The organism is Methylophilus sp. 'Pure River', from assembly GCF_046765995.1.
GTDB lineage: Bacteria > Pseudomonadota > Gammaproteobacteria > Burkholderiales > Methylophilaceae > Methylophilus.
Genome location: NZ_JBKOUE010000010.1, coordinates 99,088 through 123,141 on the forward strand (window position 1 = coordinate 99,088; position 24,054 = coordinate 123,141).

At 51.1% G+C, this 24,054-nt stretch carries 29 protein-coding genes; 27 read left to right on the forward strand and 2 right to left on the reverse strand.

The window, feature by feature from the left end; translation table 11 throughout:
- Positions 1-2: 2 nt before the first annotated feature.
- Entirely contained in the window at positions 3-755 is a 753-nt protein-coding gene (locus ACIDE9_RS12605; RefSeq protein WP_411995084.1) for a pteridine reductase, read from the reverse strand.
- A gap of 42 nt (positions 756-797) precedes the next feature.
- Here ACIDE9_RS12605 and ACIDE9_RS12610 point away from each other — a divergent pair, with 42 nt between their 5' ends.
- Together ACIDE9_RS12610 and trmB are read left to right on the forward strand one after the other, a co-directional pair.
- The gene (locus tag ACIDE9_RS12610; protein ID WP_411995085.1) at positions 798-1,967 is read left to right on the forward strand and encodes a class I SAM-dependent methyltransferase; all 1,170 of its coding nucleotides are present in this window, start codon (positions 798-800) and stop codon (positions 1,965-1,967) included.
- Between the two features lie 673 nt (positions 1,968-2,640).
- Entirely contained in the window at positions 2,641-3,351 is a 711-nt protein-coding gene (gene trmB / locus ACIDE9_RS12615; RefSeq protein ID WP_411995086.1) for a tRNA (guanosine(46)-N7)-methyltransferase TrmB, read from the forward strand.
- Between the two features lie 45 nt (positions 3,352-3,396).
- On the opposite strand, the gene yihA is transcribed toward trmB, so the two are convergent.
- Positions 3,397-4,032 carry a ribosome biogenesis GTP-binding protein YihA/YsxC gene (gene yihA, locus ACIDE9_RS12620; RefSeq protein WP_411995087.1) on the reverse strand — a complete coding sequence of 212 codons (636 nt, stop codon included), beginning with the start codon at positions 4,030-4,032 and terminating at the stop codon, positions 3,397-3,399.
- Between the two features lie 112 nt (positions 4,033-4,144).
- Between yihA and ACIDE9_RS12625 the strand changes: the two genes are divergently transcribed.
- The 25 genes from ACIDE9_RS12625 (at position 4,145) to ACIDE9_RS12745 (ending at position 24,036) form a co-directional block, all read left to right on the forward strand.
- Positions 4,145-4,774: a c-type cytochrome gene (locus tag ACIDE9_RS12625; RefSeq protein ID WP_411995088.1), complete on the forward strand. Its 630-nt coding sequence runs from the start codon at positions 4,145-4,147 to the stop codon at positions 4,772-4,774.
- 224 nt (positions 4,775-4,998) lie between these two features.
- A complete protein-coding gene (locus tag ACIDE9_RS12630; protein WP_411995109.1) occupies positions 4,999-6,915 on the forward strand; it encodes a cytochrome c biogenesis protein ResB in 1,917 nt (638 codons plus the stop codon).
- A 21-nt stretch (positions 6,916-6,936) separates the two neighbouring features.
- Positions 6,937-8,076, forward strand: coding sequence for a c-type cytochrome biogenesis protein CcsB (ccsB, locus tag ACIDE9_RS12635; protein ID WP_411995089.1), 1,140 nt, complete (start codon positions 6,937-6,939; stop codon positions 8,074-8,076).
- A gap of 193 nt (positions 8,077-8,269) precedes the next feature.
- Positions 8,270-8,911 (forward strand): type II secretion system protein, encoded by a 642-nt coding sequence (locus ACIDE9_RS12640; protein ID WP_411995090.1) that lies wholly within the window; start codon positions 8,270-8,272, stop codon positions 8,909-8,911.
- Positions 8,912-9,040: 129 nt separating this feature from the next.
- Entirely contained in the window at positions 9,041-9,844 is an 804-nt protein-coding gene (locus ACIDE9_RS12645; protein ID WP_194740326.1) for an ABC transporter ATP-binding protein, read from the forward strand.
- Complete coding sequence (gene mlaE, locus ACIDE9_RS12650; protein WP_411995091.1) at positions 9,844-10,638, forward strand: lipid asymmetry maintenance ABC transporter permease subunit MlaE; 795 nt, start codon at positions 9,844-9,846, stop codon at positions 10,636-10,638. The genes ACIDE9_RS12645 and mlaE overlap by 1 nt, the downstream gene beginning before the upstream one ends.
- A gap of 36 nt (positions 10,639-10,674) precedes the next feature.
- Positions 10,675-11,220: an outer membrane lipid asymmetry maintenance protein MlaD gene (mlaD, locus tag ACIDE9_RS12655; RefSeq protein ID WP_194740328.1), complete on the forward strand. Its 546-nt coding sequence runs from the start codon at positions 10,675-10,677 to the stop codon at positions 11,218-11,220.
- A 26-nt stretch (positions 11,221-11,246) separates the two neighbouring features.
- Positions 11,247-11,849: a phospholipid-binding protein MlaC gene (locus tag ACIDE9_RS12660; RefSeq protein ID WP_194752760.1), complete on the forward strand. Its 603-nt coding sequence runs from the start codon at positions 11,247-11,249 to the stop codon at positions 11,847-11,849.
- Positions 11,850-11,886: 37 nt separating this feature from the next.
- Positions 11,887-12,180 carry a lipid asymmetry maintenance protein MlaB gene (locus ACIDE9_RS12665; protein WP_411995092.1) on the forward strand — a complete coding sequence of 98 codons (294 nt, stop codon included), beginning with the start codon at positions 11,887-11,889 and terminating at the stop codon, positions 12,178-12,180.
- A 75-nt stretch (positions 12,181-12,255) separates the two neighbouring features.
- Positions 12,256-13,170: an ABC transporter ATP-binding protein gene (locus ACIDE9_RS12670; protein WP_411995093.1), complete on the forward strand. Its 915-nt coding sequence runs from the start codon at positions 12,256-12,258 to the stop codon at positions 13,168-13,170.
- On the forward strand, positions 13,167-13,973 hold the full coding sequence (locus tag ACIDE9_RS12675; protein ID WP_019881175.1) for an ABC transporter permease: 807 nt from the start codon (positions 13,167-13,169) through the stop codon (positions 13,971-13,973). The genes ACIDE9_RS12670 and ACIDE9_RS12675 overlap by 4 nt, the downstream gene beginning before the upstream one ends.
- Before the next feature lie 65 nt (positions 13,974-14,038).
- Entirely contained in the window at positions 14,039-14,284 is a 246-nt protein-coding gene (locus ACIDE9_RS12680; RefSeq protein ID WP_019881179.1) for a BolA family protein, read from the forward strand.
- Positions 14,285-14,314: 30 nt separating this feature from the next.
- Positions 14,315-14,623 carry a Grx4 family monothiol glutaredoxin gene (grxD, locus tag ACIDE9_RS12685; protein WP_194752764.1) on the forward strand — a complete coding sequence of 103 codons (309 nt, stop codon included), beginning with the start codon at positions 14,315-14,317 and terminating at the stop codon, positions 14,621-14,623.
- Between the two features lie 2 nt (positions 14,624-14,625).
- Entirely contained in the window at positions 14,626-15,891 is a 1,266-nt protein-coding gene (gene murA, locus ACIDE9_RS12690; RefSeq protein ID WP_194752765.1) for a UDP-N-acetylglucosamine 1-carboxyvinyltransferase, read from the forward strand.
- Between the two features lie 2 nt (positions 15,892-15,893).
- Positions 15,894-16,535, forward strand: a complete 642-nt coding sequence (gene hisG, locus ACIDE9_RS12695; RefSeq protein ID WP_411995094.1) for an ATP phosphoribosyltransferase — start codon at positions 15,894-15,896, stop codon at positions 16,533-16,535.
- 32 nt (positions 16,536-16,567) lie between these two features.
- Positions 16,568-17,863, forward strand: a complete 1,296-nt coding sequence (hisD, locus tag ACIDE9_RS12700; protein WP_411995095.1) for a histidinol dehydrogenase — start codon at positions 16,568-16,570, stop codon at positions 17,861-17,863.
- A gap of 24 nt (positions 17,864-17,887) precedes the next feature.
- Positions 17,888-18,952 carry a histidinol-phosphate transaminase gene (gene hisC, locus ACIDE9_RS12705; protein WP_411995096.1) on the forward strand — a complete coding sequence of 355 codons (1,065 nt, stop codon included), beginning with the start codon at positions 17,888-17,890 and terminating at the stop codon, positions 18,950-18,952.
- Between the two features lie 217 nt (positions 18,953-19,169).
- On the forward strand, positions 19,170-20,048 hold the full coding sequence (gene hxlA, locus ACIDE9_RS12710; protein ID WP_194740338.1) for a 3-hexulose-6-phosphate synthase: 879 nt from the start codon (positions 19,170-19,172) through the stop codon (positions 20,046-20,048).
- A 159-nt stretch (positions 20,049-20,207) separates the two neighbouring features.
- Positions 20,208-20,798: an imidazoleglycerol-phosphate dehydratase HisB gene (gene hisB, locus ACIDE9_RS12715; protein ID WP_194740339.1), complete on the forward strand. Its 591-nt coding sequence runs from the start codon at positions 20,208-20,210 to the stop codon at positions 20,796-20,798.
- Positions 20,799-20,814: 16 nt separating this feature from the next.
- Positions 20,815-21,459: an imidazole glycerol phosphate synthase subunit HisH gene (gene hisH / locus ACIDE9_RS12720; RefSeq protein ID WP_411995097.1), complete on the forward strand. Its 645-nt coding sequence runs from the start codon at positions 20,815-20,817 to the stop codon at positions 21,457-21,459.
- A 53-nt stretch (positions 21,460-21,512) separates the two neighbouring features.
- Positions 21,513-22,256 carry a 1-(5-phosphoribosyl)-5-[(5-phosphoribosylamino)methylideneamino]imidazole-4-carboxamide isomerase gene (hisA, locus tag ACIDE9_RS12725; protein ID WP_411995098.1) on the forward strand — a complete coding sequence of 248 codons (744 nt, stop codon included), beginning with the start codon at positions 21,513-21,515 and terminating at the stop codon, positions 22,254-22,256.
- Positions 22,256-23,020: an imidazole glycerol phosphate synthase subunit HisF gene (gene hisF, locus ACIDE9_RS12730; RefSeq protein ID WP_411995099.1), complete on the forward strand. Its 765-nt coding sequence runs from the start codon at positions 22,256-22,258 to the stop codon at positions 23,018-23,020. The genes hisA and hisF overlap by 1 nt, the downstream gene beginning before the upstream one ends.
- A complete protein-coding gene (gene hisI / locus ACIDE9_RS12735; RefSeq protein WP_019881191.1) occupies positions 23,017-23,400 on the forward strand; it encodes a phosphoribosyl-AMP cyclohydrolase in 384 nt (127 codons plus the stop codon). The genes hisF and hisI overlap by 4 nt, the downstream gene beginning before the upstream one ends.
- Positions 23,393-23,710 carry a phosphoribosyl-ATP diphosphatase gene (locus tag ACIDE9_RS12740; protein ID WP_194740344.1) on the forward strand — a complete coding sequence of 106 codons (318 nt, stop codon included), beginning with the start codon at positions 23,393-23,395 and terminating at the stop codon, positions 23,708-23,710. The genes hisI and ACIDE9_RS12740 overlap by 8 nt, the downstream gene beginning before the upstream one ends.
- A complete protein-coding gene (locus ACIDE9_RS12745) occupies positions 23,707-24,036 on the forward strand; it encodes a histidine triad nucleotide-binding protein (protein WP_411995100.1) in 330 nt (109 codons plus the stop codon). Before ACIDE9_RS12740 ends, ACIDE9_RS12745 begins: the two co-directional genes overlap by 4 nt.
- Positions 24,037-24,054: the final 18 nt, after the last annotated feature.

Below are 24,054 nucleotides of genomic sequence, written 5' to 3' on the forward strand. Positions count from 1 at the left end.
CGCTATAAACTTAAATTGCGTCCGCCATCTACCGCCAGTACATGGCCGGTGATAAACGGCGCATCATCAATCAGGAATTTGACCGCCTTGGCAATGTCGGATGGTTCGCCGGTGCGTTTGAGCAAGGTTTGGTTCACCACTTGCTGGCGGTAATCTTCATCAAACTCCTGGTTGTCATCCGGCCATAGCACCGGGCCTGGGGCGACTGCATTCACCCTCACATCGGGCGCCAGTTCCTGTGCCAGCGATTTGGTCAGGCTGACCAGTCCCGCCTTGGCGGCACTGTACACAATATAGTGTTTCTTGGGACGCTCAATATGCATATCAGTAATATTGACAATGCAGCCCTGGCTGGCGCGCAAGGCATCCGCAGCCGCCTGGCTTAGAAATAAGGGCGCTTTCAGGTTGCTGCCCATGAGCTCTTCCCATTGCGCTGCATCAATCTGGCCGAGCTGGGTAGGGTAATAGCTGGAAGCATTATTGACCAGTGCATCCAGCCGGCCGAAGTGCTGCAGTGCCGTGTCTACCAGTGGCGGTAATGCAGCCAGATCGAGCAGGTTAGCCTGCGCCACCACCACGCTGCCAGCGCGCACCTGGTTGAGTTCAGCTTGCAGCGCAAGCGCTTCTTTGGTGCTGGTGTGGTAATGCAGCAAGATATTCGCACCCTGGCGATGCAGCTCGCGGGTGATGGCGGCGCCAACACGTTTGGCACCACCGGTAATCAGCACAACTCTGGATGCAGAATGGGAATTCACGATGCTCTCTTTATTCTGGACTGGTCACATTATAATGGCTGAATGACTGCTCAACCGAATTCTTCTCGCTTACCGGCATTGGATGCCGCGGCGCAACAGCACAGCGACACATTACTCGCACATATTCAACAGCAGGTGCAGCAACAGGGTGGCTGGATCTCGTTTGCCGACTACATGCAAATGGCGTTGTACACGCCCCACCTTGGCTATTACAGCGGCGAGGCCAATAAGTTCGGTCGTGGTGGCGATTTTGTCACTGCGCCCGAGATTTCACCTTTATTTTCACAAGCCTTGGCCAACCAAGTGGCGCAGGTGCTACAGACGACTGCGGGTCATGTGCTAGAGCTAGGGGCCGGTACGGGTAAATTAGCAGCAGGCTTATTGCTGCGGCTGGCAGAACTAGAGCAGATACCGCAGCACTATTATATTCTTGAGGTGAGTGCTAACTTGCGTCATCGGCAGCAAGAGTACTTGCAAGGTATATTGCCAGTAGCCTTATATTCTCGCCTACAGTGGCTGGATACGTTGCCAGAAACCTTGACGGGTGTTGTGGTCGGTAATGAAGTGCTGGATGCCATTCCTGTGCATGTCGTTGAATGGCGAGCAGGGCAGTGGCTGGAGCGTGGTGTCGGTTTCGATCCGGAGTTGATGTGGCAAACCCGGCCTCTGCAAGACCTGTCGCTGGTGGCGGCAATCGATACACATTCACTGCCAGATGGTTACGTCACTGAGGTGTGTCCTGCTGCACAAGGCCTAATCGCTAGTCTTGCCACGATGTTAACGCGCGGCTTGATATTGATGCCTGACTATGGGTTTGCTGCAAGTGAGTACTACCATCCGCAGCGCGCGCAAGGGACATTGATGTGTCATTACCAGCATTACGCGCATGATGATCCATTGATTTATCCCGGTCTGCAGGATATCACTGCCCATGTGGATTTCACTGCGATGGCCGAAACCGCATTGGCTAATGGGCTGGACTGTGCGGGGTATACCAACCAGGCGCAATTCTTAATCAATTGCGGTATTTTGCAATTGTTGCAACAGGTGCCGCCAGAAGAGAGTGCGCGCTATTTGCCTATGGTGGCGGCAGTGCAAAAATTGCTATCCCCGGCGGAGATGGGGGAGTTATTTAAAGTGTTAGCGTTGAGTAAAGGACTGGCATTGCCGTTGATGGGATTTTTGCAGGGGGATAAGCGGCATCAGTTGTAATGGTTGTTTTTTTGATTTGGTGTAGAAGGTAATTCTTTAGGTCTTTGATGTGACGTTGTGTTTCGCTTTTACAGCGAGTTACTTTTCTTTGCTTGCCCAAAGAATAAGTAACCAAAAGAAATGCACCCCAACTTCCGCTTTTTCCTTGCGCTACTCGGTTTGCCGGGCGTCCATCGAAACTCGCCCTGACAAGCCACACACTTCGTGGCTTGTTGCGGAACTCGGACAGTCGATGGCCGAAGACTCCCGCCAACCCTGCGTTGCTCGGCGCGGCAGATGGGGACCCCCGAACACCAAGAGAGCGCCATCCTTTAGCGGGTTTAATAAAAGAATCTGGTTTTTAAACCGTCCGCATTTATGCGACGTGAGTTTGACGAGATAAATCCCATTCCATCACGCTGAGTAGCGGAGACAAAACAAGAGAGAAGGGAGCGACTGTTTGAGCACCGCGGCAGCTTGCGTCGTGTGTGAGCTGCCAGGTTGAGTTTCGTGACCGGCTTATTTTGTTGAGCAACGCAAGGGAGCCTTTAGGCAGTGATGGCTGGGTGCCCTCTTCTTTGGTTACTTTCTGAGGGGCAAGCATCAGAAAGTGACTCGCCTAGAGGCGAAAAGGGTATTTCAAATTAATACGCTATGTAGGGTAAATAAAAGCACTTAAAGTATAATGCGCCCCATGACCGAAATCGACCCAACTCCAGAATCTTCCGAAGCGCCTTACCAGCGCCGCATCCGCAGTTTTGTCTTACGTCAGGGGCGTTTAACTAAAGGCCAGGAGCGGGCCTTGCAAACAGCTTGGCCGACATTCGGCATTGAATATACCGATCAAGCACTGGATGTGAGTCAGGCGTTTGGCCGCACCGAGAGCAAAAAAATTCTCGAAATCGGTTTTGGTATGGGTGATGCCACGGCCAAGATTGCACAAACCTTGCCGGATTGTGATTTCCTCGCAGTCGAGGTACATACGCCGGGTGTGGGTAGTTTGCTTAAATTGATGCAGGAAGGTGATATTCAGAATATCCGTATCATTCAGCATGACGCGGTGGAAGTGCTGCAGAATATGCTGGCGGATGCGTCACTCGATGGTGTGCATATTTTCTTCCCGGATCCGTGGCACAAGAAGCGTCACCACAAGCGTCGCCTGATTCAGGCTGAGTTTGTCCAGCTGCTTTGCGCTAAATTGAAGGCGGGCGCTTACATTCATGTAGCCACTGACTGGCAGGAGTATGCCGAGTGGGTGCTGGAAGTGTTGCAAGGTGAGTCGCAATTGCAAAATACCGCGTCGGATTATGCTGAGAAACCGTCTTACCGGCCGTTAACCAAGTTTGAGAATCGTGGCTTGAAGCTTGGGCACGGGGTTTGGGATCTGGTGTTTAAACGCGTGTAATGCCTTGCATGCAAAATAAAAAAAGCAGACTGATGTCTGCTTTTTTTATTCGCTGGCAGCTGGTTCGTCCTGCGCGTTAGTATCGGTGCCGAAAAACCATTCGCCTAGTACTTTTTCTGCTTCGTCTACGCCTAGTTTTTTCAGGCTGGAGAACAATTGCACGGTAATTTTCTCGCCCCAGCCTGTGTGTAGTTCTTTGCGCACTTTGCCGAGCAGGATGGTGGATTCGCTGCGCGACAGTTTGTCGCTCTTGGTCAGTAATACGTGCACCGGTTTGCCGGACGGGCAAAACCAGTCCAGCATTTGTCTGTCCAGCGGGGTGAGCGGGTGGCGGCTATCCATCACCAGTACCAGTCCGGCCAGGCTTTGGCGCTCGCTAAGGTAGCGCGACAATACATTTTGCCAATGCATGCGCATGGCTTCAGGGACTTTGGCGTAGCCATAACCAGGTAAGTCGACCAGGTGTTTGTCGTCCCCCAGCGTGAAAAAGTTAATGAGTTGCGTACGGCCTGGCTGCTTGCTGACAAAGGCCAATCGGTTATGGTTGGCCAAAGTGTTTAAAGCACTGGATTTGCCCGCGTTGGAACGCCCGGCAAAAGCGACCTCGATGCCACTGGCGGGCGGAAGGTCACGGAGATGGTGTGCCGACAGGTGGAAGCGGGCATTTTGAAAAACTGGCATGATCGAATTGAGTTGCCTCAAGGTTTTATGGACTATTCAACTGCGCATGCTATCACGAACAGGGTTTGTTTGATAAAATGACGCCCAATAAAAATGTTGGGGCATTATTATCATGTTGAATAGTTTGAAAGCAGGCTTGTTTGTATTGCTGGCCATGGGCGTACAGCCTGTATTTGCTGAAGAAGCCGCCTCTGCCGAAGCAGCGCCAGCAGTGAATGGGCCGGAAAAGGTTGTCCAGAACGTGTGTGCAGCCTGTCATGGTGCAGACGGTAACAGTGTGATTACGACCAACCCGAAACTGGCTGGTCAGCATCCTGAGTATTTGCTCAAGCAGTTGAGCAACTTTAAAGATGGCACACGTGCTAACCCGGTGATGGCTGGGATGGCTGGCGCGTTAAGTCAGGAAGACATGGAAGGCGTGGCGAAATACTTCTCCAGCCAGAGCATCAAGCTGGCCAAGGCTAAAAGCAATGGCAAGGGTTCTTTAGGTGAGAAGATTTATCGTGGCGGTATTGCAGCGACCCAAGTGCCAGCCTGTGCGGCTTGTCATGGTGCGACAGGTGCCGGTTTGCCTAAACAGTTCCCACGTTTGGCTGGTCAGCACACAGATTACACTGTGCAACAGTTGAGAACGTTCCGTACTGGTGAGCGCGCCAATGCACCGATGATGATGACCATCGCGGCAAAAATGAGCGATGCCGAGATGCAAGCAGTTGCAGATTACATTCAAGGTCTGCGCTAGTGTTTGCTGATTGAAAAAAGGTGGCTGCGGCCACCTTTTTTACTGTAGGGCTATGCAACCTTTTACGGTGGATGTCGTCCACAATTGCGCGTCTTGCGTTGTTGTCATATTTGACGCGTCCAATCAAAACCTTAAAAGCACAACCTTAACTAGTCAATTTTAAAGAGATTGTTTTGAAAGCTCCCATTTCCTTATCGCAGCGTGTGTATGAGCTATTGAGCTCCATGCGCTTTGCTGTGAGCCTGTTGACACTGTTGGGTGTGGCTTCGATTATTGGTACCGTGCTCAAACAAAATGAGCCTTATACCAATTACATCGTCAAGTTTGGCCAGTTCTGGTTTGAGCTGTTTGAAATGCTGGGCTTGCTGGATGTTTACCACGCGGCCTGGTTTTTACTCATCCTGCTGTTTCTGGTGGTGTCGACAACCTTGTGCGTGATTCGTAATGCGCCGCTCATGGTTAAAGAGTGGCAGGTCTATAAAGAGCACGCTACTGAAAAGTCGCTACGTTTGTTTGGTCACCAGGCCAGTGTGACAACCGCGCAGCCGGTGGCAGCGCTGCAAACACAATTGGGTGATTTTTTAAGCGCAGAACGTTATACCTTTAAAACGCGCCAGCAAGACAATGGTGATGTGTTAATCGCCGCCAAGCTGGGCACGCACCAGCGCCTGGGCTATATCTTTACCCATGTGGCGATTGTCGTGATCTGTTTTGGCGGTTTGCTGGATGGTAACCTGCCATTCAAAGTGCAGGAGTTGCTCGGTTGGAAAAAAATCGAGACGCGTGATATTTCTTCACGCAAGGTGCCCGCAGAAAGCCGCCTGGGTGTCGATAACCTGTCGTTCCGCGCCAATATGACTTTGCCGGAAGGTGAGCGCGATAATGTGGCGTTTGTTCGGGTGCGTGATGGTTACCTGGTGCAGGATTTGCCATTTACAGTGGCGCTCAAGGATTTTCGCATTGAGCATTACGCGACCGGCATGCCAAAGTCGTTTGAGAGCGATATCGTCATCACCGATCCTGAGTTGACTAAGCCGATCGAAGCGACGATACGCGTCAACCATCCTTATACCTATAAAGGCATTGCCATTTACCAGTCCGACTTTCAGGATGGTGGCTCAGAACTCAAATTCAAATTATGGGACTTGGCCGCCAGCAACCAGGATGGCTTTGATGTCGATGGCGTCGTCTCGCAGAAAGGCTCACTGGGCGACGGTGCACAAAAAATGACAGTGGAATTTAACGAGTTCCGCCAGTTTAATATTTTGAATTTGTCTGCCGACGGCAAAGGCAAACCGCATAATGTAGGCCCCAACACCACTTTGAAGCTGCGTAACGCCAGCGGTCAGGCACGCGAGTACATGAGCTATATGCAGCCACTGCAGCTGGATGGTCGTTCTTACTTTGTCTCTGGTATGCGCGAAACCGTGCAGGATGAGTTCAAATATTTGCGGATTCCGGCGGATGATGCACTGGAAATCAACGGCTTTATGCATTTACGCCAAACCTTGCGTAACGAGCAGGCGATCCGTGATATTGCCAGCCAGGTGGCCAAGCAAATGCCGGGCGATAATGCGCCTTTAAAAGCACAGTTTGAGCAAAGCCTGCAACATTTGCTGGTGACATTCAAACAGGGCGGGTACAGTGAGTTATCGCGCATTATTGAAAGTGCTGTTCCGAAAGACCAGCGTGAGCAGGCTGCGCAAACGTATTTGAAGCTGTTGAACCGCGCCGCGCTGCAAGGCTACCAGATGAGCCGTGCCCAGCGCCAGTTGCCACCGGCGCCAGAAACCCAGGAAACGGCAATGTTTATTCAGGATAGCCTGAATGCCATGAATGACTTGTTCTTTTATGGCACGCCGTATTATTTCCAGCTCAAGAATTACACGTTGAAACAGGCCAGTGGCTTCCAGTTGACACGTTCACCTGGCCAGAACTGGGTATATTTTGGCTCAGTGATGTTGGTGCTGGGTATTTTTGCCATGTTCTATATCAAGGAACGTCGCCTGTGGTTATTGATCAAACCTGCACAGCAAGAAGTATTGCTGGCAATGTCGTCTAACCGTAAAAATATGGATCTGGATCAGGACTTTGCGCGTGTACAGCAGCAATTGACAGCGCTGCTGCAAGCGACGGCCTGACGGAATGAAGAGGGGAATGCGATGAATACATTATCAGTGAAGCCAACATCGTTTTGGCAATCATTAAGCAAGTTTGACTGGATTTACGCCGTGCTGTTGCTGGCGGGCGGGATTTTCTCTTACCAGCGTTATGCAGGCTTTATGGATATCTATGAAGTCAGCTTTCTGTTTGGTGCGGTCGCCTTGTTCAGTTACCTGGGCTGGCGCTGGTCAGCGATTGCACGGCTGGTGCTCGGTGTGGCCGTATTGAGTTTAATCGGCGTCTATAGCTACCACGGTGACCTGGCGAATGGTGGTCAGCGCTTTCTGCTGAAATTTTTACTGGCTAGCCAATCCGCGGTCATGTGGATGAATGTGCTGTTTGTGCTGGCCATGCTGACCTATTGGCTGGCGCTGTTCCAGAAATCGGCGTTTACGGCAAAAGTGGCGTCTGCACTGACATGGGCTGCGACTCTGTTCGGTTTTGTTGGTCTCATGGTGCGCTGGTATGAGTCTTACCTGATTGCGCCGGACGTCGGTCATATCCCGATCAGCAACCTGTATGAAGTCTTTATCCTGTTTTGCCTGATCACGTCTTTGCTGTATCTACATTACGAAAAACTGTTCAATACACGCCAGTTAGGCGGCTTTGTGCTGGTGGTGATTAATGCCGCGGTGGGTTTTATCCTTTGGTATACCTTTGACCGTCATGCCAATGAGATTCAACCGTTGGTGCCTGCTTTGCAAAGCTACTGGATGAAGATACACGTGCCAGCTAACTTTATTGGTTACGGCGCATTCTCACTGGCGGCCATGGTGGCCGGTGCTTACCTGCTGGCAAAGCATGGTGTGCTGGCTAGCCGCCTGCCTGCACCGCACGTGCTAGATGATTTGATGTACAAGGCGATTGCGGTTGGTTTTGCATTCTTTACTATTGCCACCATTCTGGGCGCGATGTGGGCAGCCGAAGCCTGGGGCGGTTACTGGTCATGGGATCCTAAAGAAACCTGGGCGCTGATTGTGTGGTTGAACTACGCCGCCTGGTTGCATTTGCGCTTAATGAAGGGCCTGCGAGGCACTGTGCTGGCCTGGTGGGCGCTGGTTGGTTTGTTGGTCACGACCTTTGCCTTCCTTGGTGTGAATATGTTTCTCAGTGGCCTGCACTCCTACGGCACGCTCTAACCTTTGATTGACGCTTAATGACGGGCGGATGCAGATGCATCTGCCCGTTTTCTTTTGTTTTTCCTGAATTCTTCCATCAAACAATATTAACAATTATTAATTAATGTTAATATTGTTTGGGTCGGCATCATATGAATGCTGATGCCGGCAAGGTAATACTTCTTACAATGATTCGGTAACAGGAGGATTCAAAATGAAAAAGCAATTAGGATTTAGCTTGATTGAATTGGCCATCGTGCTGGTGATTGCAGGGTTGTTACTCGCCGGGGTGATGCGAGGGCAGGAGTTGATTGCCAATGCCAAAGTAAAAAGTCTGGCCAGTGATTTCAGAAACATACCCACTTATTTTTATGGCTATCAGGACAGGTTTCGCGTGTTACCTGGTGACGACCATGCAGCAGCTACACATGTCGCAGGCAACAATGCCAGCACCAATGGTCAAGTGCAGAATGGCTTGATACAAGGTGGCTGGAACTCGACGACCGATACGGACGAGTCATTTTTGTTGTGGCAGCACTTGCGGCTGGCGGGATTGGCAACTGGTACGACTGATATTACTAACCCGGCGCAATATGTGCCGCACAATAGCGAGGGCGGTCAGCTGGGGGTAACTAGTGTGGCGGCGCTGGCGGCCGTCACTGCGGGCACCTTTAATACCGCACATGCCATGTGTTCAGATGCTATTCTGGGGCGCTACGCGCTGCAACTTGATACCATGCTGGATGATGGCGCAGGCAATACCGGCGTCATGCGCATACTGGTGAATGGGACGCCGGGTAGTGGGGAGGCGGCTCCTGCGGCGGCGACTCCTTACTTAGTCTGCATGAGTTTTTAGTGTAGAATACAACATAAATTTGTAACAAAAGGCCTGGATTTTCAGGCTTTTTGTTTTATGTCGGATACATTCAACGTTTGAGACACATTCTGTTTTAGAATGGTAGCCGTTTTAGATCACCCACTTCCTATGGCAAACGCAATTGTAGAAATTCAAGACCTGTCTTTCGGGTATAAAGGCCGCTTGTTGCATAAAGGCATCAATATGACCTTTCCTAAAGGCAAGGTAGTGGCCATTATGGGCGGCAGCGGCAGCGGCAAGACCACCTTGCTGCGCCTGATTGGCGGCCAGCTCAAGCCCACCAAAGGCCAGGTCCAGGTGGGTGGTGAAGTGGTGCATCAGCAGGACCGTGAAGGCATTTACCGCTTGCGCCGCAAAATGGGCATGTTGTTTCAGCACGGCGCCTTGTTCACGGATTTGTCTGTGTTTGAAAATGTGGCGTTCCCGATGCGTGAGCACACCAATCTGCCTGAGAGTATGATTCGCGACCTGGTGTTGCTCAAGTTGAACGCCGTTGGTTTGCGTGGCGCACACGCCTTGATGCCGACCGAGCTTTCTGGCGGTATGGCGAGACGTGTCGCCCTGGCACGCGCGATTGCGCTGGATCCCAGCATTATCATGTATGACGAGCCGTTCGCTGGTTTGGATCCGATTTCGATGGCAGTGATTTGCGACCTAATCCGCAGCCTGAATGACGCGTTGGGGGCTACCTCAATTATCGTGACGCACGATGTTGAAGAGACTTTCCAGTTTGCCGACTATGTGTATTTTGTGGCGGATGGTGTCGTGGCTGCCGAAGGCACGCCAGATGACCTCCGCAATTCTGAATTACCGTTTGTGCACCAGTTTGTGCATGGCGAAAAAGATGGCCCGGTGCCATTCCATTATGCGGCGCCTGAATATCACGCCAGTTTGTTAAGAGGGGCGCGTTAATGGTGCTGCATAAAATCAAACGCCTGCTTAGCAAGCTGGGGGCTGGCTGTATCAATAAAATCTGGCGACTGGGTGCCGGTGGCCGTTTGTTCTGGCTGACCCTGATTTCATCTGGTGAAAGTTTCCGCCGTTTTAGATTAACCATCCGTGAAGTGTATTTCACCGGTGTACTGTCGCTGATTATTATCCTCGTTTCGGCCTTTTTTGTCGGCATGGTATTGGCATTGCAGGGTTACCACACCTTGCAAAAATATGGTTCTTCGGAAGCCATTGGTGTGCTGGTCGCCCTGGCACTGGTGCGCGAGCTCGGTCCGGTAGTGACCGCGTTGTTGTTCGCTGGCCGTGCAGGCACCGCGATTACCGCAGAGATTGGCCTGATGAAGGCGACCGAGCAGTTGTCTGCCATGGAGATGATGGCTGTGAGCCCGATTGCGCGCGTGATTGCGCCACGCTTTTGGGCGGGTGTGATTGCCATGCCGGTGCTGGCGACCTTATTTTCCATGGTGGGTATTCTGGGTGGTTACCTGGTGGCTGTGCCTTTAATCGGGGTCGATGCAGGCGCGTTCTGGTCGCAAATGCAGGCCAACGTTGACTGGGAATTTGATATTTTGAATGGTGTATTCAAAAGTGTGGTGTTTGGCGTGGCCTGTACCATGATTGCCTTGTTTGAAGGCTATGACGCGCCGCCAACAGCGGAAGGCGTGAGCCGTGCCACGACCAGGACAGTCGTCACTTCATCACTGGCCGTATTGGGGCTGGATTTTATATTAACGTCGTTCATGATCGCGGTTTAGCATCAGGGCGTACGGGTTACTCGCGGGGAATAAACAATGGAAAGAACAACAATTGATTTGTGGGTGGGCATTTTTGTTGCGCTCGGATTTGCAGCCTTACTTGGCCTGGCTATGAAAGTGGGTAATCTGACCACCAGCAGTATCGGCCAAACGTACCTGGTGACTGCGAACTTTGAGAATATTGGTGGCCTGAAACCACGTGCACCAGTGAAAAGTGCTGGCGTGGTCGTGGGTCGCGTGAGTGAAATTGTGTTTGATCCGAAAACTTATGAGGCCGTCGTGAGTCTGAACATCGACACGCGCTACAACTTCCCTAAAGATACGTTTGCCAATATCTACACGGCTGGTCTGTTAGGTGAGCAATATATCGGCCTGGAAGCAGGTGGTGACGAGGTTAACCTCAAAAACGGCGACAAGATTTCACAAACTCAGGATGCTGTGGTGCTGGAAAAACTGATTAGCCAGTTCCTGTATAGCAAGGCGACTGAAAGTGATGATAAACCTGGTAAAACAGCAGCTACATCAACCGAATCTGGGGTTGATGCGTTAGATGCCAGTCCATTGGACAAAATTGGTAAGTAATTCAATCAATTGATAAAGGGAACACAATGAAAAAGTGGTGGATGGCAGTTGCCATGTGGCTGTTAAGCGGTGTGGCAATGGCTGGCATGACGCCGGATCAACTGGTGAAAAAAACTGCGGATGATGTGATTGAAGTCATTAAGAATGACAAAGACATCCAGGCGGGTAACCAGCAAAAGATTTTTGCCTTGGCAGAAGAAAAAATTCTGCCTAACTTTGACTTTGAAAAAGTGTCGCGTTTAGTGTTGGGTAAAAACTGGACCAATGCGACTCCTGAGCAGAAAACCGCTTTCCAGGCTGAGTTCAAGACCTTGTTGCTGCGTACCTACGCCACTGCATTGTCCAAATATAAAAATCAGACGATTGAGTACAAGCCTTTCCGTATGGAAGCGGGTGCTGAGTCTGCAACGGTGAAAACGGCGATTCAGCAACCGGGTGGTGATCCAATCAGTGTGGATTACAGCCTGGGTAAAAAAGCAGATGACTGGAAAGTATTTGATATCGTGATTGAAGGGGTGAGCCTGGTCACCAACTACCGTAGCCAGTTTGCGCAGGAAATCCGCCAGAATGGTCTGGACAGCCTGACCAAGAAACTGGCCGATAAAAACAAGGCGGCTACCGGTAAGTAATTACCCGGACGGCACTCAGGCATTTTTGGAGAATTTTGTGGCGCAAATTACGCAACAGGAAAACACTTTGCAGTTCAGTGGTAACTTGCTGATTACCAATATCAGCGAAACCGTGAACCAGTTGCAAACCTTGCGTCTTGAGCCGCCGTTAACCCTGGATTTTTCCAAGGTGAATGAGGTAGATACTGTTGCTGTGAGTTTAATTCTCGAAATCCAGCGGCAGTTGCATCATCAGCATAACGAAGCCAGTGCAGTATCGGTGATTGGGGTGCCGGATAATCTGCGAAGTCTGATGCAACTTTACGGTGTCGACGGATTCTTATTGAATTAGTTGAAAATCAAGTCTAACAGCCCCAGCTCTGACGAGGTGGGGTTTCGTTTTTTGTGGGATAGCGAAAGGTCATACGTGGCTGCAGCCATAGAAATTTCAGGCATTACCAAGCGTTTTGGCGAGTTCGAAGCGTTACGGGGCGTCGATTTGCGTATTGAGCAAGGCGAATTTTTTGCCTTGCTGGGCCCGAATGGCGCGGGCAAGTCGACCTTGATTAACCTGCTGGCGGGTTTGTTGCAACCCACCAGCGGCAACATACGTATCATGGGTCATGATGTGCAGACTGATTATCAGCGTGCGCGTAGCGCCTTGGGTGTGGTGCCGCAAGAACTGGTGTTTGACCCGTTTTTTAATGTACGTGAGATGTTGCGTTTCCAGGCCGGCTATTTTGGCCGTGGTCCTGAAAATGACGCCTGGGTCGATGAAGTGATTGAAGGACTGGGCCTGACGGATAAAGCGCATACCAATATGCGTAAACTGTCTGGTGGCATGAAGCGCCGGGCGTTGATTGCTCAAGCCTTGGCGCATAAGCCGCCGGTGATTGTGCTTGATGAGCCGACGGCCGGTGTGGATGTCGAGTTGCGGCAAATGCTGTGGGCGTTTATCCAGAAGCTCAATCAGCAAGGGCACACCATTATTTTGACCACGCATTATCTGGAAGAGGCTGAAACTCTCTGTGAGCGTGTAGCCATGATGAAACAGGGCAAAATTGTTGCGCTGGATAGTACGCGTGCCTTGCTGAAGAGCCATGCCGCCAAGCAGCTTTCCTTGCGCCTGGGCGGTAGATTGCCAGTGCAGTTGCACCCTTTGCTCAAGCAGCAGAATGATGATGAAGTGGTACTGGCATTATCCGAGTTGTCGCAGGTGGAAATGGTATTAAGCGTCTTGCGTGAAGCCAATGTGACCATTCAGGATATGCAATTGCAGGAGGCGGATTTGGAAGATGTCTTTTTGAATCTGGTCGGCAACCAGAAAGGGGCGCAAGCATGAAATGGCTAAACCCTTTCTTCTGGCTGGATGACAAAGTCAGCCCGCGCTGGCGTGGGGTCTATACGCTGTTCAAGAAAGAACTGCTGCGCTTTTGGCGTGTGGCGTTCCAAACCGTCGCTTCACCCATCCTGACCGCCTTGTTATACCTGCTGATTTTTTCGCATGTACTGGAGTCGCACGTCAAAGTCTACGATCAGGTCAGTTATACCGCTTTTCTGGTGCCTGGCTTGATGATGATGTCTTTGCTGCAAAATGCCTTTGCCAATAGCTCATCCAGCCTGATCCAGTCCAAGGTGATGGGTAATATTGTCTTTTTACTGCTGACGCCGATTAATACGCTGGAGTTCTTTGCTGCATTTCTGGCCGCATCCATGATTCGTGGTTTGCTGGTTGGTTTGAGCATTTACCTGGTGGCCTTGTGTTTTGTCAGTGTGCCCACCGTGTATCCCGGCTGGATTATCGCGTTTGCCTTACTGGGCAGTGCCTTGCTGGGGACGTTTGGCATCATCGCTGGTATCTGGGCGGATAAATTTGACCAGATGGCGGCTTTCCAGAACTTTGTCATTATGCCGCTGACCTTTTTGTCCGGCGTGTTTTACTCGATTCACTCCTTGCCGCCGTTCTGGCAAGCTGTGTCGCAATTGAATCCGTTTTTCTACATGATCGATGGCTTCCGTTATGGCTTCTTCGGCCATGGTGATGTCTCGCCCTGGCTCAGCCTCGCGGTCGTGGGCAGCTTCTTGTTGGCATTGGCGTGGCTATGCCTAAAGATGTTAAAATCCGGTTATAAATTACGCAGTTAGCGGATAGGTGCAGGAAACAGCTTCCTGGCTCGTCCCTCTGTATTTTGTTGAATAAGTGAGGTTTTGTGTTAACAGCAGCGCAACTTGAAGCATACATCCGCAGCGGACTGGAATGCGATTACCTGAAAGTGAATGGCGATGATGGCACCCATTTTGATGCGGTGATTGTCAGCCCGGCCTTTGAAGGTAAACGCATGGTCCAGCAGCATCAGCTGGTCTACGCAGCATTGGGTGACCGCATGCGTGTCGAGATTCACGCGCTGTCTATGCAAACCTATACCCCGACGCAATGGCAGCAACAGCAAGCCTAGCGTTTTAATGAATATTTGGAGTCAGTCAACATGGATGCACAAGCACAAATTAAAGACACGGTAAGCAATAACAAAGTGGTGTTATATATGAAAGGTAGCCCGAAATTCCCACAATGTGGTTTTTCCAGCGTGGCTGCGCAAATTCTGAGCGCCTGTGGCGCTGAGTATGTGGCGATTGACGTGTTGCAAGACATGGATATCCGCGAAGGTATCAAGCAGTACGCAAACTGGCCAACGATTCCACAACTGTATGTGGGTGGCGAGTTTATCGGTGGGGCTGACATTATGCGCAGCATGTATCAAAGCGGTGAATTGCAAGAACTGTTGGCGAAAGCATAATTTTGGACAAACTGATTATTGAAGGTGGCGTGCCTCTGCACGGCGAAGTCGTCGTGTCTGGCGCAAAAAATGCCGCGTTGCCGATTTTATGTGCCGGGTTGCTGGCTGAAACGCCTTTTACCTTAACCGGTGTGCCTGAGTTGCGTGACGTCGCGTCTACGCTCAAGTTACTGGATACCATGGGGGTGAAGGTGAGCAAAGATGGCGACCAGGTCACACTGGACGCCAGCGACGTCGCTTCATTTGAAGCGACCTATGAAATGGTGAAAACCATGCGCGCCTCCATTCTGGTGTTGGGCCCGTTGCTCGCCCGTTTTGGCACAGCGCGTGTTTCTCTGCCGGGCGGCTGTGCCATCGGCTCGCGCCCGGTGGATTTGCACATCAAGGGGTTGCAAGCCATGGGCGCTGCCATGCATATCACGCATGGCTATATTCAGGCCAGTACTTTGCACCTGCCAAACCGCCGTTTGCAAGGCGCCAAATACTACATGGATATGGTCACTGTCACCGGTACTGAGAACCTGATGATGGCGGCTGCGCTGGCGCAGGGCACCACGGTGTTGGAGAATGCGGCCAAGGAGCCAGAAGTCGTTGACCTGGCAGAATGCCTGAATAAAATGGGCGCCAAAATCACTGGTGCGGGTACTGATACCATTACGATTGAGGGCGTGGAGCGCCTGACTGGCGCACAGCACCATATAGTGTGTGATCGGATTGAGGCTGGTACTTATATGGTGGCGGCGGCCATGACCGGTGGCGAAGTTACCTTGAAAAATGCCCGTGCTGACTTGCTTGAAGCAGTGATTGAAAAGTTGCGTGAAGCCGGAGCGACTATCAGCCATGATAGCAACAGTATTACCGTCAAAAGCACAGGCAAGTTGAAAGCCGTCAATGTGCGTACCGCACCGCATCCGGCTTTTCCTACCGATATGCAGGCGCAGTTTATGGCCATGAATACGGTGGCTGAAGGCGTGTGTACGGTAATCGAAACCATTTTTGAAAACCGCTTTATGCATGTGCAAGAGTTGCAGCGCATGGGCGCCAATATTGATGTACAGGGCAATACTGCCATGGTGCAAGGCGTGTCTGCGCTGGAAGGTGCCAATGTTATGGCGACCGACTTACGTGCCTCGGCTGGCCTGGTATTGGCTGGCTTGGTGGCAGATGGCGAAACGGTGATTGACCGCATTTATCATCTGGACCGTGGTTACGAAAAGCTGGAAGAAAAACTGAATCAACTGGGCGCCAAAGTGCGCAGATCGAACTAATCATGATTACTATTGCACTCAGCAAAGGGCGCATTTTTGAGGAAACGACGCCGTTGTTGGCGGCGGCTGGCATACATGCGTTGGAGGATCCAGAATCTTCCCGCAAGCTGATTCTGCCGACTAACCGTGACGATGTGCGCTTGGTGATTGTGCGTGCCACTGATGTGCCAACCTATGTGCAATATGGCGCGGCAGATTTGGGCATTGCGGGTAAGGATGTGCTGGATGAGCATGGCGGTGAAGGCTTGTACCAGCCGCTGGACCTAAATATTGCCAAGTGCAAAATGATGGTGGCTGTGCGTGAAGACTTTGACTATGAGGCTAGCATCCGCCAGGGCGCACGCCTGAAAGTGGTCACCAAGTATGTGAAAACCGCGCGCGAACATTTTGCCGCCAAAGGCATGCATGTGGACTTGATCAAGCTGTATGGTTCGATGGAGCTGGGGCCGCTAGTTGGTTTGGCAGATGCCATTGTCGACTTGGTCAGCACGGGTGGCACCTTGCGTGCCAACAAACTCAAAGCGGTTGAAGATGTAGGTGCGATTAGCTCGCGCCTGGTGGTCAATCAGGCTTCTTACAAAGTGAATCGCCCGCTGTTGCAACCGATTATTGACAGTTTTGCTAGTGCTATTCAAAAAGATTAGCCGCTATTCGAAAAGACTCATTGATAGAAAATATGCAGATTAAACGTTTAAATACACGTGATGCCGGTTTTGATGCTGAATTAAAAGCGCTGTTAGCTTTTGAAACCGCGCAGGATGACAATATCGACCAGGTGGTTGCCAATATCCTCAAGGATGTGAAGGCCCGTGGCGATGCGGCGGTACTCGAATACACCAATCGTTTTGATAAAACCAACGCCACCAGTCTGGCGGCGTTAGAAATCCCGCAAGCGGAATTGCATGCGGCCTTAAATGGCTTGCCAGCCGCGCAGCGTGAGGCCTTGCAGGCTGCGGCTGACCGTGTGCGTAGTTATCACGAGAAGCAAGTAATGCAATCCTGGCAATACACAGAAGCCGACGGTACCTTACTGGGCCAGCAAGTAACCGCCTTGGACCGTGTCGGCCTGTATGTGCCAGGTGGCAAAGCTGCCTACCCATCCTCGGTGCTGATGAATGCGATCCCGGCCAAAGTGGCTGGCGTGCAGGAATTGGTGATGGTGGTGCCGACGCCTAACGGTGAGAAGAACCCATTGGTATTGGCTGCTGCTGCTGTGTGTGGTGTGGACCGCGTATTTTGCATTGGTGGCGCGCAAGCAGTGGGCGCCTTGGCTTACGGCACCGAAACCGTGCCGCAGGTAGATAAAATTGTCGGCCCAGGCAATGCGTACGTGGCCGCAGCCAAGCGCCGGGTGTTTGGCGTGGTTGGCATTGATATGGTGGCTGGCCCGTCAGAAATTCTGGTCATCAGTGATGGCCGGAGCAATCCAGACTGGACAGCAATGGACTTGTTCAGCCAGGCCGAGCACGATGAGCTGGCGCAAGCGATCTTATTGTCACCGAGTGCTGAGTTTCTTGACCAGGTGCAGGCGAGTATTGAGTGCCAGGTTGGCGAAATGCCACGTCAGGACATTATCCGCACGTCATTACAAAACCGCGGCGCCTTGATTCAGGTGAAAGATTTGGCTGAAGCGGCTGAGATTTGTAACTTCATCGCTCCTGAGCACCTGGAGTTGTCGATGGATGATGCCTTGGCATTCAGCAAACACATCAAACACGCCGGGGCGATTTTTATGGGTCGAGATACCTGTGAGGCGCTGGGCGATTATTGTGCCGGGCCTAACCACGTATTACCGACCTCGCGTACTGCGCGTTTCAGTTCGCCGCTGGGTGTGTATGACTTCCAGAAGCGTTCCAGCCTGATTATGGTGTCATCTGCCGGGGCGCAAACGCTGGGCAAGATCGCCGCCATCCTGGCGTATGGCGAAGGCCTGCAGGCACACGCCCGCAGCGCTGAATACCGTTTGAAATAACTGGCTGAATTTAAGAGTAATGTCATGAGTCAATATTGGAGTAAGCTGGTACACAGCCTGACCCCTTATGTGCCGGGTGAGCAGCCGAAGCTGCAAAACCTGGTCAAGCTGAATACCAATGAGAACCCTTATGGGCCTAGCCCGAAAGTGATCGCCGCGTTGCAGGCGGAAGCAGCTGACAGCTTGCGTTTATACCCGGATCCGGACTCCAGCCGCCTGAAAGCAGCAATTGCCGAATATCATGGTTTGCAAACCAATCAAGTGTTTGTCGGTAATGGCTCGGACGAAGTGCTGGCGCATGTGTTTCAGGCCTTGCTCAAGCACGATCAGCCACTGCTTTATCCGGATATTACTTATAGTTTTTACCCGGTTTATTGCGGTCTTTACGGCATTGAATTTGAAACAGTGCCATTGAACGCGCAATTTGAGATTGCGATTGACGATTATTTGCGTCCCAATGGCGGTATTATTTTCCCGAATCCTAATGCGCCGACAGGCATTCCGGTGGCGTTGAGTGAAATAGAGCGTTTATTAAAAGCCAACACGCAATCCGTCGTGGTGATTGATGAAGCCTATGTTGACTTCGGTACCGAGTCGGCAGTGTCGTTGGTCAATCAATATCCCAATGTGCTGGTCACGCATACTTATTCAAAATCGCGCTCGTTGGCCGGTTTGCGCGTGGGCTATGCTGTCGGTGATGCAGCGTTGATTGAAGCCCTGATTCGTGTGAAAGACAGTTTTAACTCTTACCCGATTGACCGCTTTGCAGAAGCAGGCGCCATAGCCGCCCTACAAGACGAAGCCTATTTTCAGCAAACCCGTCAGCAAGTGATTGCATCGCGTGATCAGTTGGTACTGGATTTGCAAGATCTGGGCTTTGAAGTGCTGCCCTCTGGCGCCAACTTTATTTTTGCGCGCCATCCGAAATATGCGGGCGAGCAATTGGCCGCCAGTTTACGTGCACAGGCAGTGGTTGTGCGTCACTTCAAAAAACCGGCGCGTATTGCCGACTTTTTGCGCATTACGATAGGCAATCCTGCTCAAAATCAGGCCTTGATGCAGGCATTGCGTACCTTTCTGTCGGCTTGATGTCGCTAAAATCAAAGTATTTGCCGTAATTTGCCCGCTAATGTGCTGCAAATGATTACATTGTGGCGTAAAAAAAATCGTCGCAATATTGTCATTTTTTTGAAAATGCGGTTATGATGCACGCTATTGTACATAATGTGCAGTGAGGGTTGCGTTTGCATAATTGCTGCGCATTGATTCATTGGATTTAAAATAGAGCAAACTCGGAGGAAGAAAAATGGCACAAACCCAGATGGCATTGGACTCATTGGATTTCGACGCAACGATCGCCTTGGCAGCTAAAGTAGCGCCATACGTTGATATTTTGGAAATCGGTACACCTTGCATCAAGCATAACGGTATCGAGTTGTTGAAAGCATTGCGTTCAAAATTCCCTAACAACAAAATTCTGGTTGACCTGAAAACCATGGATGCTGGCTTCTACGAAGCTGAGCCATTCTACAAAGCAGGTGCTGATATTTGTACCGTTTTGGGTACTGCAGATATCGGTACGATCAAAGGCGTGATCGACGCTGCCAACAAGTATGGCAAAGAAGCGCAAATCGACCTGATCAACGTTAAAGACAAAAAAGCCCGTACGCTGGAAGTGGTTAAACTGGGTGCACACATTATTGGTGTTCACACTGGTTTGGACCAACAAGCAGCTGGTCAAACTCCATTTGCTGACCTGGGTCTGGTATCCGGTCTGAAAACAGGCGCTAAAGTGTCTGTGGCTGGTGGCGTTAAAGCTGCAACAACTAAACAAGTAGTGGACGCTGGTGCTGATATCGTTGTAGCTGGTGCTGCAATCTACGGTGCTGCTGATCCTGCTGCTGCTGCAACTGAAATCACTAAAATTGCTCACGGTGCTGGCACTGCGACTAAAGGTGGTAACAAATTGCTGCCATGGATCATTGCTGCTGTTGCTGCAGTATTGGTATTCTCCCTGTTGGGCAAAAAATCTGAAGAAGCTGCGCCTGCCGCCGAAGCACCAGCTGCTGAAGAAGTTGCTCCAGCCGATGCAGCACCTGCTGCTGAAGCGCCAGCTGCCGAAGAGGCTGCTCCAGCTGAAGCTGCACCTGCAGAAGCTGCGCCAGCAACTGAAGAAGCTAAATAATCGACAGCTATCCTTACGGATCGCTTTCTGATTTAAAAAAAGCAGCCCATGCGGGCTGCTTTTTTGTTTTTGATAACAGCTTTTTGCCAGTGTGGCAGGACTTGCTGTAAAATGAACGCAATATTTGCAAACTCTCTGTGATCACCTTTCCTCTCTTATATGTCACGTCAAGCTGAAGTCACGCGTAATACGCTAGAAACACAAATTACTGTCTCGATTAACCTCGATGGCACCGGTCAATCCGAGTTGCACAGTGGTTTGGGCTTTTTGGACCATATGCTGGATCAAGTTGCCCGTCATGGTATGGTTGATTTGAAAGTGCACGCCAAAGGTGATTTGCATATTGATGGCCACCACACGGTAGAAGATATCGGCATTACGCTGGGCCAGGCCTTTGCCAAAGCGCTGGGCGATAAAAAAGGCTTGACCCGCTATGGCCACAGCTATGTGCCACTGGATGAGGCTTTGAGCCGTGTCGCACTAGACTTGTCTGGCCGTCCAGGGCTGGCGTTTGATTGCACCTTTACGCGTGCCATGATCGGTGAGTTTGATGTCGATCTGTTCCATGAATTTTTCCAGGGCTTTGTCAATCATGCCCTGGTGACGCTGCATATCGATAACCTCAAAGGTCATAATGCCCATCACCAGGCTGAGACCATATTCAAAGCCTTTGGTCGTGCGCTGCGTATGGCCGCGACCCCTGATCCACGTATGGCTGGATTAATGCCATCAACCAAGGGTGCGTTATAACGCCTGATTGCTTATCATGAGTCGCTTGCAAGTTGCCATTGTTGATTATGGCATGGGTAATTTAAGATCGGTGGCCAACGCTTTTAAAGCGGTGGCCCCTTCCATTTCTGTCGCCGTCACCAGCGATCCTGAGCAGATTGCACAGGCTGAGCGCGTGGTGTTTCCTGGTCAGGGCGCGATGCCAGATTGTATCCGTGAGCTCGATGCGCGTCACTTACGTCAGGCCGTCGTTGATGCCACACAGCAAAAGCCATTTCTGGGTATTTGCATCGGTTTGCAAATGCTGTTTGAGCATTCTGAAGAAGGGCATGTACCTGGCCTGGGTGTCTACCGAGGTGAGGTAAAGCGCTTTCCTGCAGACAAAATGCATGATGAGCAGGGCGCCAAGCTGAAAGTGCCGCATATGGGCTGGAGCCAGGTGCATCAAACGCAGGCACACGCACTGTGGTCGGAGATTCCGGATTTGGCACGTTTCTATTATGTGCACAGTTATTATGTCGCGCCAGAAGAAGCTGCGTTAACTGCTGCGACAACGGCTTATCCGTTTGATTATACGGGGGCGATTGCCCGCGATAACGTATTTGCTGTCCAGTTTCACCCGGAAAAGAGCGCTAATGCAGGCTTGCAACTTTTGCGTAATTTTGTAAACTGGAAACCCTAAACGGATTTTCAGTCGTTTTAGTCACTACTCGTTATTTATCTATTGAAAACAACATGTTAATTATTCCAGCAATTGATTTAAAAGATGGCCACTGCGTCCGTTTGAAGCAGGGCCTGATGGAAGAGTCCACAGTATTTTCCGAAGACCCGGGCGCCATGGCCAGACATTGGGTAGATAAAGGCGGTAAACGTTTGCACCTGGTGGATTTGAACGGCGCGTTTGCCGGAAAACCTGTCAACGAAGATGCCATCAAGTCGATTGTCGCGGCAGTAGGTGGCGATATTCCTATCCAGTTGGGTGGTGGTATTCGTGACCTCGACACCATTGAGCGTTACCTGGATGATGGCATCAGCTACGTCATTATCGGCACAGCCGCGGTGAAGAACCCAGGTTTCTTGCACGAAGCCTGCTACGCTTTCCCTGGCCAGATCATGGTCGGGCTGGATGCCAAAGATGGCAAAGTGGCCGTCGATGGCTGGTCGAAGCTGACAGGGCATGACGTGATTGACCTGGCGAAGAAGTTTGAAGACTACGGTGTCGAAAGCATTGTTTATACGGATATTGGCCGTGATGGCATGTTGACTGGTGTCAACATTGAAGCCACTGTTGCCTTGGCGCAGGCATTGACCATTCCTGTGATTGCCAGCGGCGGCGTGACTAACCTGGATGATGTGCGCAAACTGTGTGCGGTGCAGGATGAAGGCATTATCGGCAGCATTACCGGCCGCGCCATTTATGAAGGCACGCTGGATTTTGCGGCGGCACAACGGCTGGCTGATGAGCTGAGCGGTCGATAATGGGCTGTGCCAAACGCATTATTCCTTGCCTGGATGTCACCGATGGCCGCGTGGTCAAAGGGGTGAACTTCCTTGAGTTGCGCGATGCCGGTGATCCGGTTGAAATCGCGCAGCGCTACAATGATCAAGGGGCAGATGAGCTGACTTTCCTTGATATTACCGCCAGTTCTGATAACCGCGACCTGATCTTGCATATTATCGAGCGTGTTGCCGAGCAGATATTTATCCCGCTGACGGTTGGTGGTGGCGTGCGTAAGGTGGAAGATGTTCGTAGGTTGTTGAATGCGGGTGCGGATAAAGTCAGCATCAATACCACGGCAGTGCTCAATCCGCAGGTGGTTGAAGATGCGGCCAGTCGCTTTGGTTCGCAATGTATTGTGGTGGCGATTGATGCCAAAAAAGTCGATAACCAGCCGTTTGAGTGGGAAGTCTTTACGCATGGCGGCCGTCATGCCACAGGTCTGGACGCCGTGAAGTGGGCGCAGAAGATGGTGAGTTTGGGCGCTGGCGAGTTGCTGGTGACCAGCATGGATCGTGACGGTACCAAAATTGGTTTCAATAACCCGCTGAATAAAGCCATTAGCGAAGCAGTGGATGTGCCGCTGATTGCCTCGGGCGGCGTTGGTAACTTGCAGCACCTGGTAGATGGCGTGACCTTGGGTGGCGCTGATGCCGTGTTGGCAGCGAGTATTTTCCACTATGGTGAATTCACGGTGCAACAGGCCAAAGACTATATGCGTGAACACGGGCTGGAAGTAAGATGAGCTGGCTAGATCAAGTCGCCTGGACTGCAGATGGCCTGGTGCCTGTGATTGCGCAGGAAAAAGACACCGGCAAAATTTTGATGTTTGCCTGGATGAACCGTGAGGCGTTACAACTGACGCGCGATACCGGGCATGCCGTGTATTTCTCACGTTCCCGCAACAAGTTATGGCACAAGGGCGAAGAGTCTGGCCATACACAAATCGTGCATGATATCCGCCTCGATTGCGACGACGACGTTGTTTTAATTACCGTCGAACAACTAGGTGGCATTGCCTGTCATACCGGTCGACACAATTGCTTTTTTCAGCAGTTGCAAGACGATGCCTGGGTCACGGTAGAGCCGGTCATCAAAGATCCGAAAGCGATTTACCATGAGTGATGTATTAAATCGACTGTCTGAGTTGATGGAGCAGCGTAAAGCGGCCGATCCGTCTTCTTCTTATGTGGCCAAACTCTATGCCAAAGGCATGGACAGCATCCTGAAAAAAATTGGTGAAGAAGCCACTGAAACCGTGATTGCAGCTAAAGGCGGCAAAGCGGATGAGATTATTTATGAAACGGCCGATTTGTGGTTTCATACTTTGGTGATGTTGAGTCACGCCGGGTTGAGTGCGCAGGATGTGCTGGACGAACTGGCGAGGCGTGAAGGCTTGTCAGGCATTGCCGAGAAAGCGAGTAGAACAGAATGAGTGCGGATTGTATTTTTTGCAAAATCGCTGCTGGCACTATTCCGTCTAAAATGCTGTACGAGGACGAAGATGTCATCGTGTTTCATGATATTCGTCCTTTGGCAAAAACACATTTTCTGATTGTGCCTAAAGCACACATTGAAACACTCAAAGACTGTACAGCCGAGCATCAGTCGCTGTTAGGGAAAATGATGTTGTTAGCGGCCAAGTTGGCTGCTGAACAAGGTCTGGTTGGCTATAAAACCATGATGAATGTGGGGCGCGAAGGCGGGCAGGAAGTGTTTCATATTCATCTACACGTGTTTGGCGGCGGTGCGGTTGCTTAGTATCGCCAGACAAGATAA

Coding starts and splice junctions, on each gene's coding strand:
- ACIDE9_RS12610 (WP_411995085.1), top strand. CDS start 798: ATGACTGCTCAACCGAATTCTTCTCGCTTACCGGCATTGGATGCCGCG.
- trmB (WP_411995086.1), top strand. CDS start 2,641: ATGACCGAAATCGACCCAACTCCAGAATCTTCCGAAGCGCCTTACCAG.
- yihA (WP_411995087.1), bottom strand. CDS start 4,032: ATGCCAGTTTTTCAAAATGCCCGCTTCCACCTGTCGGCACACCATCTC.
- ACIDE9_RS12625 (WP_411995088.1), top strand. CDS start 4,145: ATGTTGAATAGTTTGAAAGCAGGCTTGTTTGTATTGCTGGCCATGGGC.
- ACIDE9_RS12630 (WP_411995109.1), top strand. CDS start 4,999: ATGCGCTTTGCTGTGAGCCTGTTGACACTGTTGGGTGTGGCTTCGATT.
- ccsB (WP_411995089.1), top strand. CDS start 6,937: ATGAATACATTATCAGTGAAGCCAACATCGTTTTGGCAATCATTAAGC.
- ACIDE9_RS12640 (WP_411995090.1), top strand. CDS start 8,270: ATGAAAAAGCAATTAGGATTTAGCTTGATTGAATTGGCCATCGTGCTG.
- ACIDE9_RS12645 (WP_194740326.1), top strand. CDS start 9,041: ATGGCAAACGCAATTGTAGAAATTCAAGACCTGTCTTTCGGGTATAAA.
- mlaE (WP_411995091.1), top strand. CDS start 9,844: ATGGTGCTGCATAAAATCAAACGCCTGCTTAGCAAGCTGGGGGCTGGC.
- mlaD (WP_194740328.1), top strand. CDS start 10,675: ATGGAAAGAACAACAATTGATTTGTGGGTGGGCATTTTTGTTGCGCTC.
- ACIDE9_RS12660 (WP_194752760.1), top strand. CDS start 11,247: ATGAAAAAGTGGTGGATGGCAGTTGCCATGTGGCTGTTAAGCGGTGTG.
- ACIDE9_RS12675 (WP_019881175.1), top strand. CDS start 13,167: ATGAAATGGCTAAACCCTTTCTTCTGGCTGGATGACAAAGTCAGCCCG.
- grxD (WP_194752764.1), top strand. CDS start 14,315: ATGGATGCACAAGCACAAATTAAAGACACGGTAAGCAATAACAAAGTG.
- hisG (WP_411995094.1), top strand. CDS start 15,894: ATGATTACTATTGCACTCAGCAAAGGGCGCATTTTTGAGGAAACGACG.
- hisD (WP_411995095.1), top strand. CDS start 16,568: ATGCAGATTAAACGTTTAAATACACGTGATGCCGGTTTTGATGCTGAA.
- hisC (WP_411995096.1), top strand. CDS start 17,888: ATGAGTCAATATTGGAGTAAGCTGGTACACAGCCTGACCCCTTATGTG.
- hxlA (WP_194740338.1), top strand. CDS start 19,170: ATGGCACAAACCCAGATGGCATTGGACTCATTGGATTTCGACGCAACG.
- hisB (WP_194740339.1), top strand. CDS start 20,208: ATGTCACGTCAAGCTGAAGTCACGCGTAATACGCTAGAAACACAAATT.
- hisH (WP_411995097.1), top strand. CDS start 20,815: ATGAGTCGCTTGCAAGTTGCCATTGTTGATTATGGCATGGGTAATTTA.
- hisA (WP_411995098.1), top strand. CDS start 21,513: ATGTTAATTATTCCAGCAATTGATTTAAAAGATGGCCACTGCGTCCGT.
- hisF (WP_411995099.1), top strand. CDS start 22,256: ATGGGCTGTGCCAAACGCATTATTCCTTGCCTGGATGTCACCGATGGC.
- hisI (WP_019881191.1), top strand. CDS start 23,017: ATGAGCTGGCTAGATCAAGTCGCCTGGACTGCAGATGGCCTGGTGCCT.
- ACIDE9_RS12740 (WP_194740344.1), top strand. CDS start 23,393: ATGAGTGATGTATTAAATCGACTGTCTGAGTTGATGGAGCAGCGTAAA.
- ACIDE9_RS12745 (WP_411995100.1), top strand. CDS start 23,707: ATGAGTGCGGATTGTATTTTTTGCAAAATCGCTGCTGGCACTATTCCG.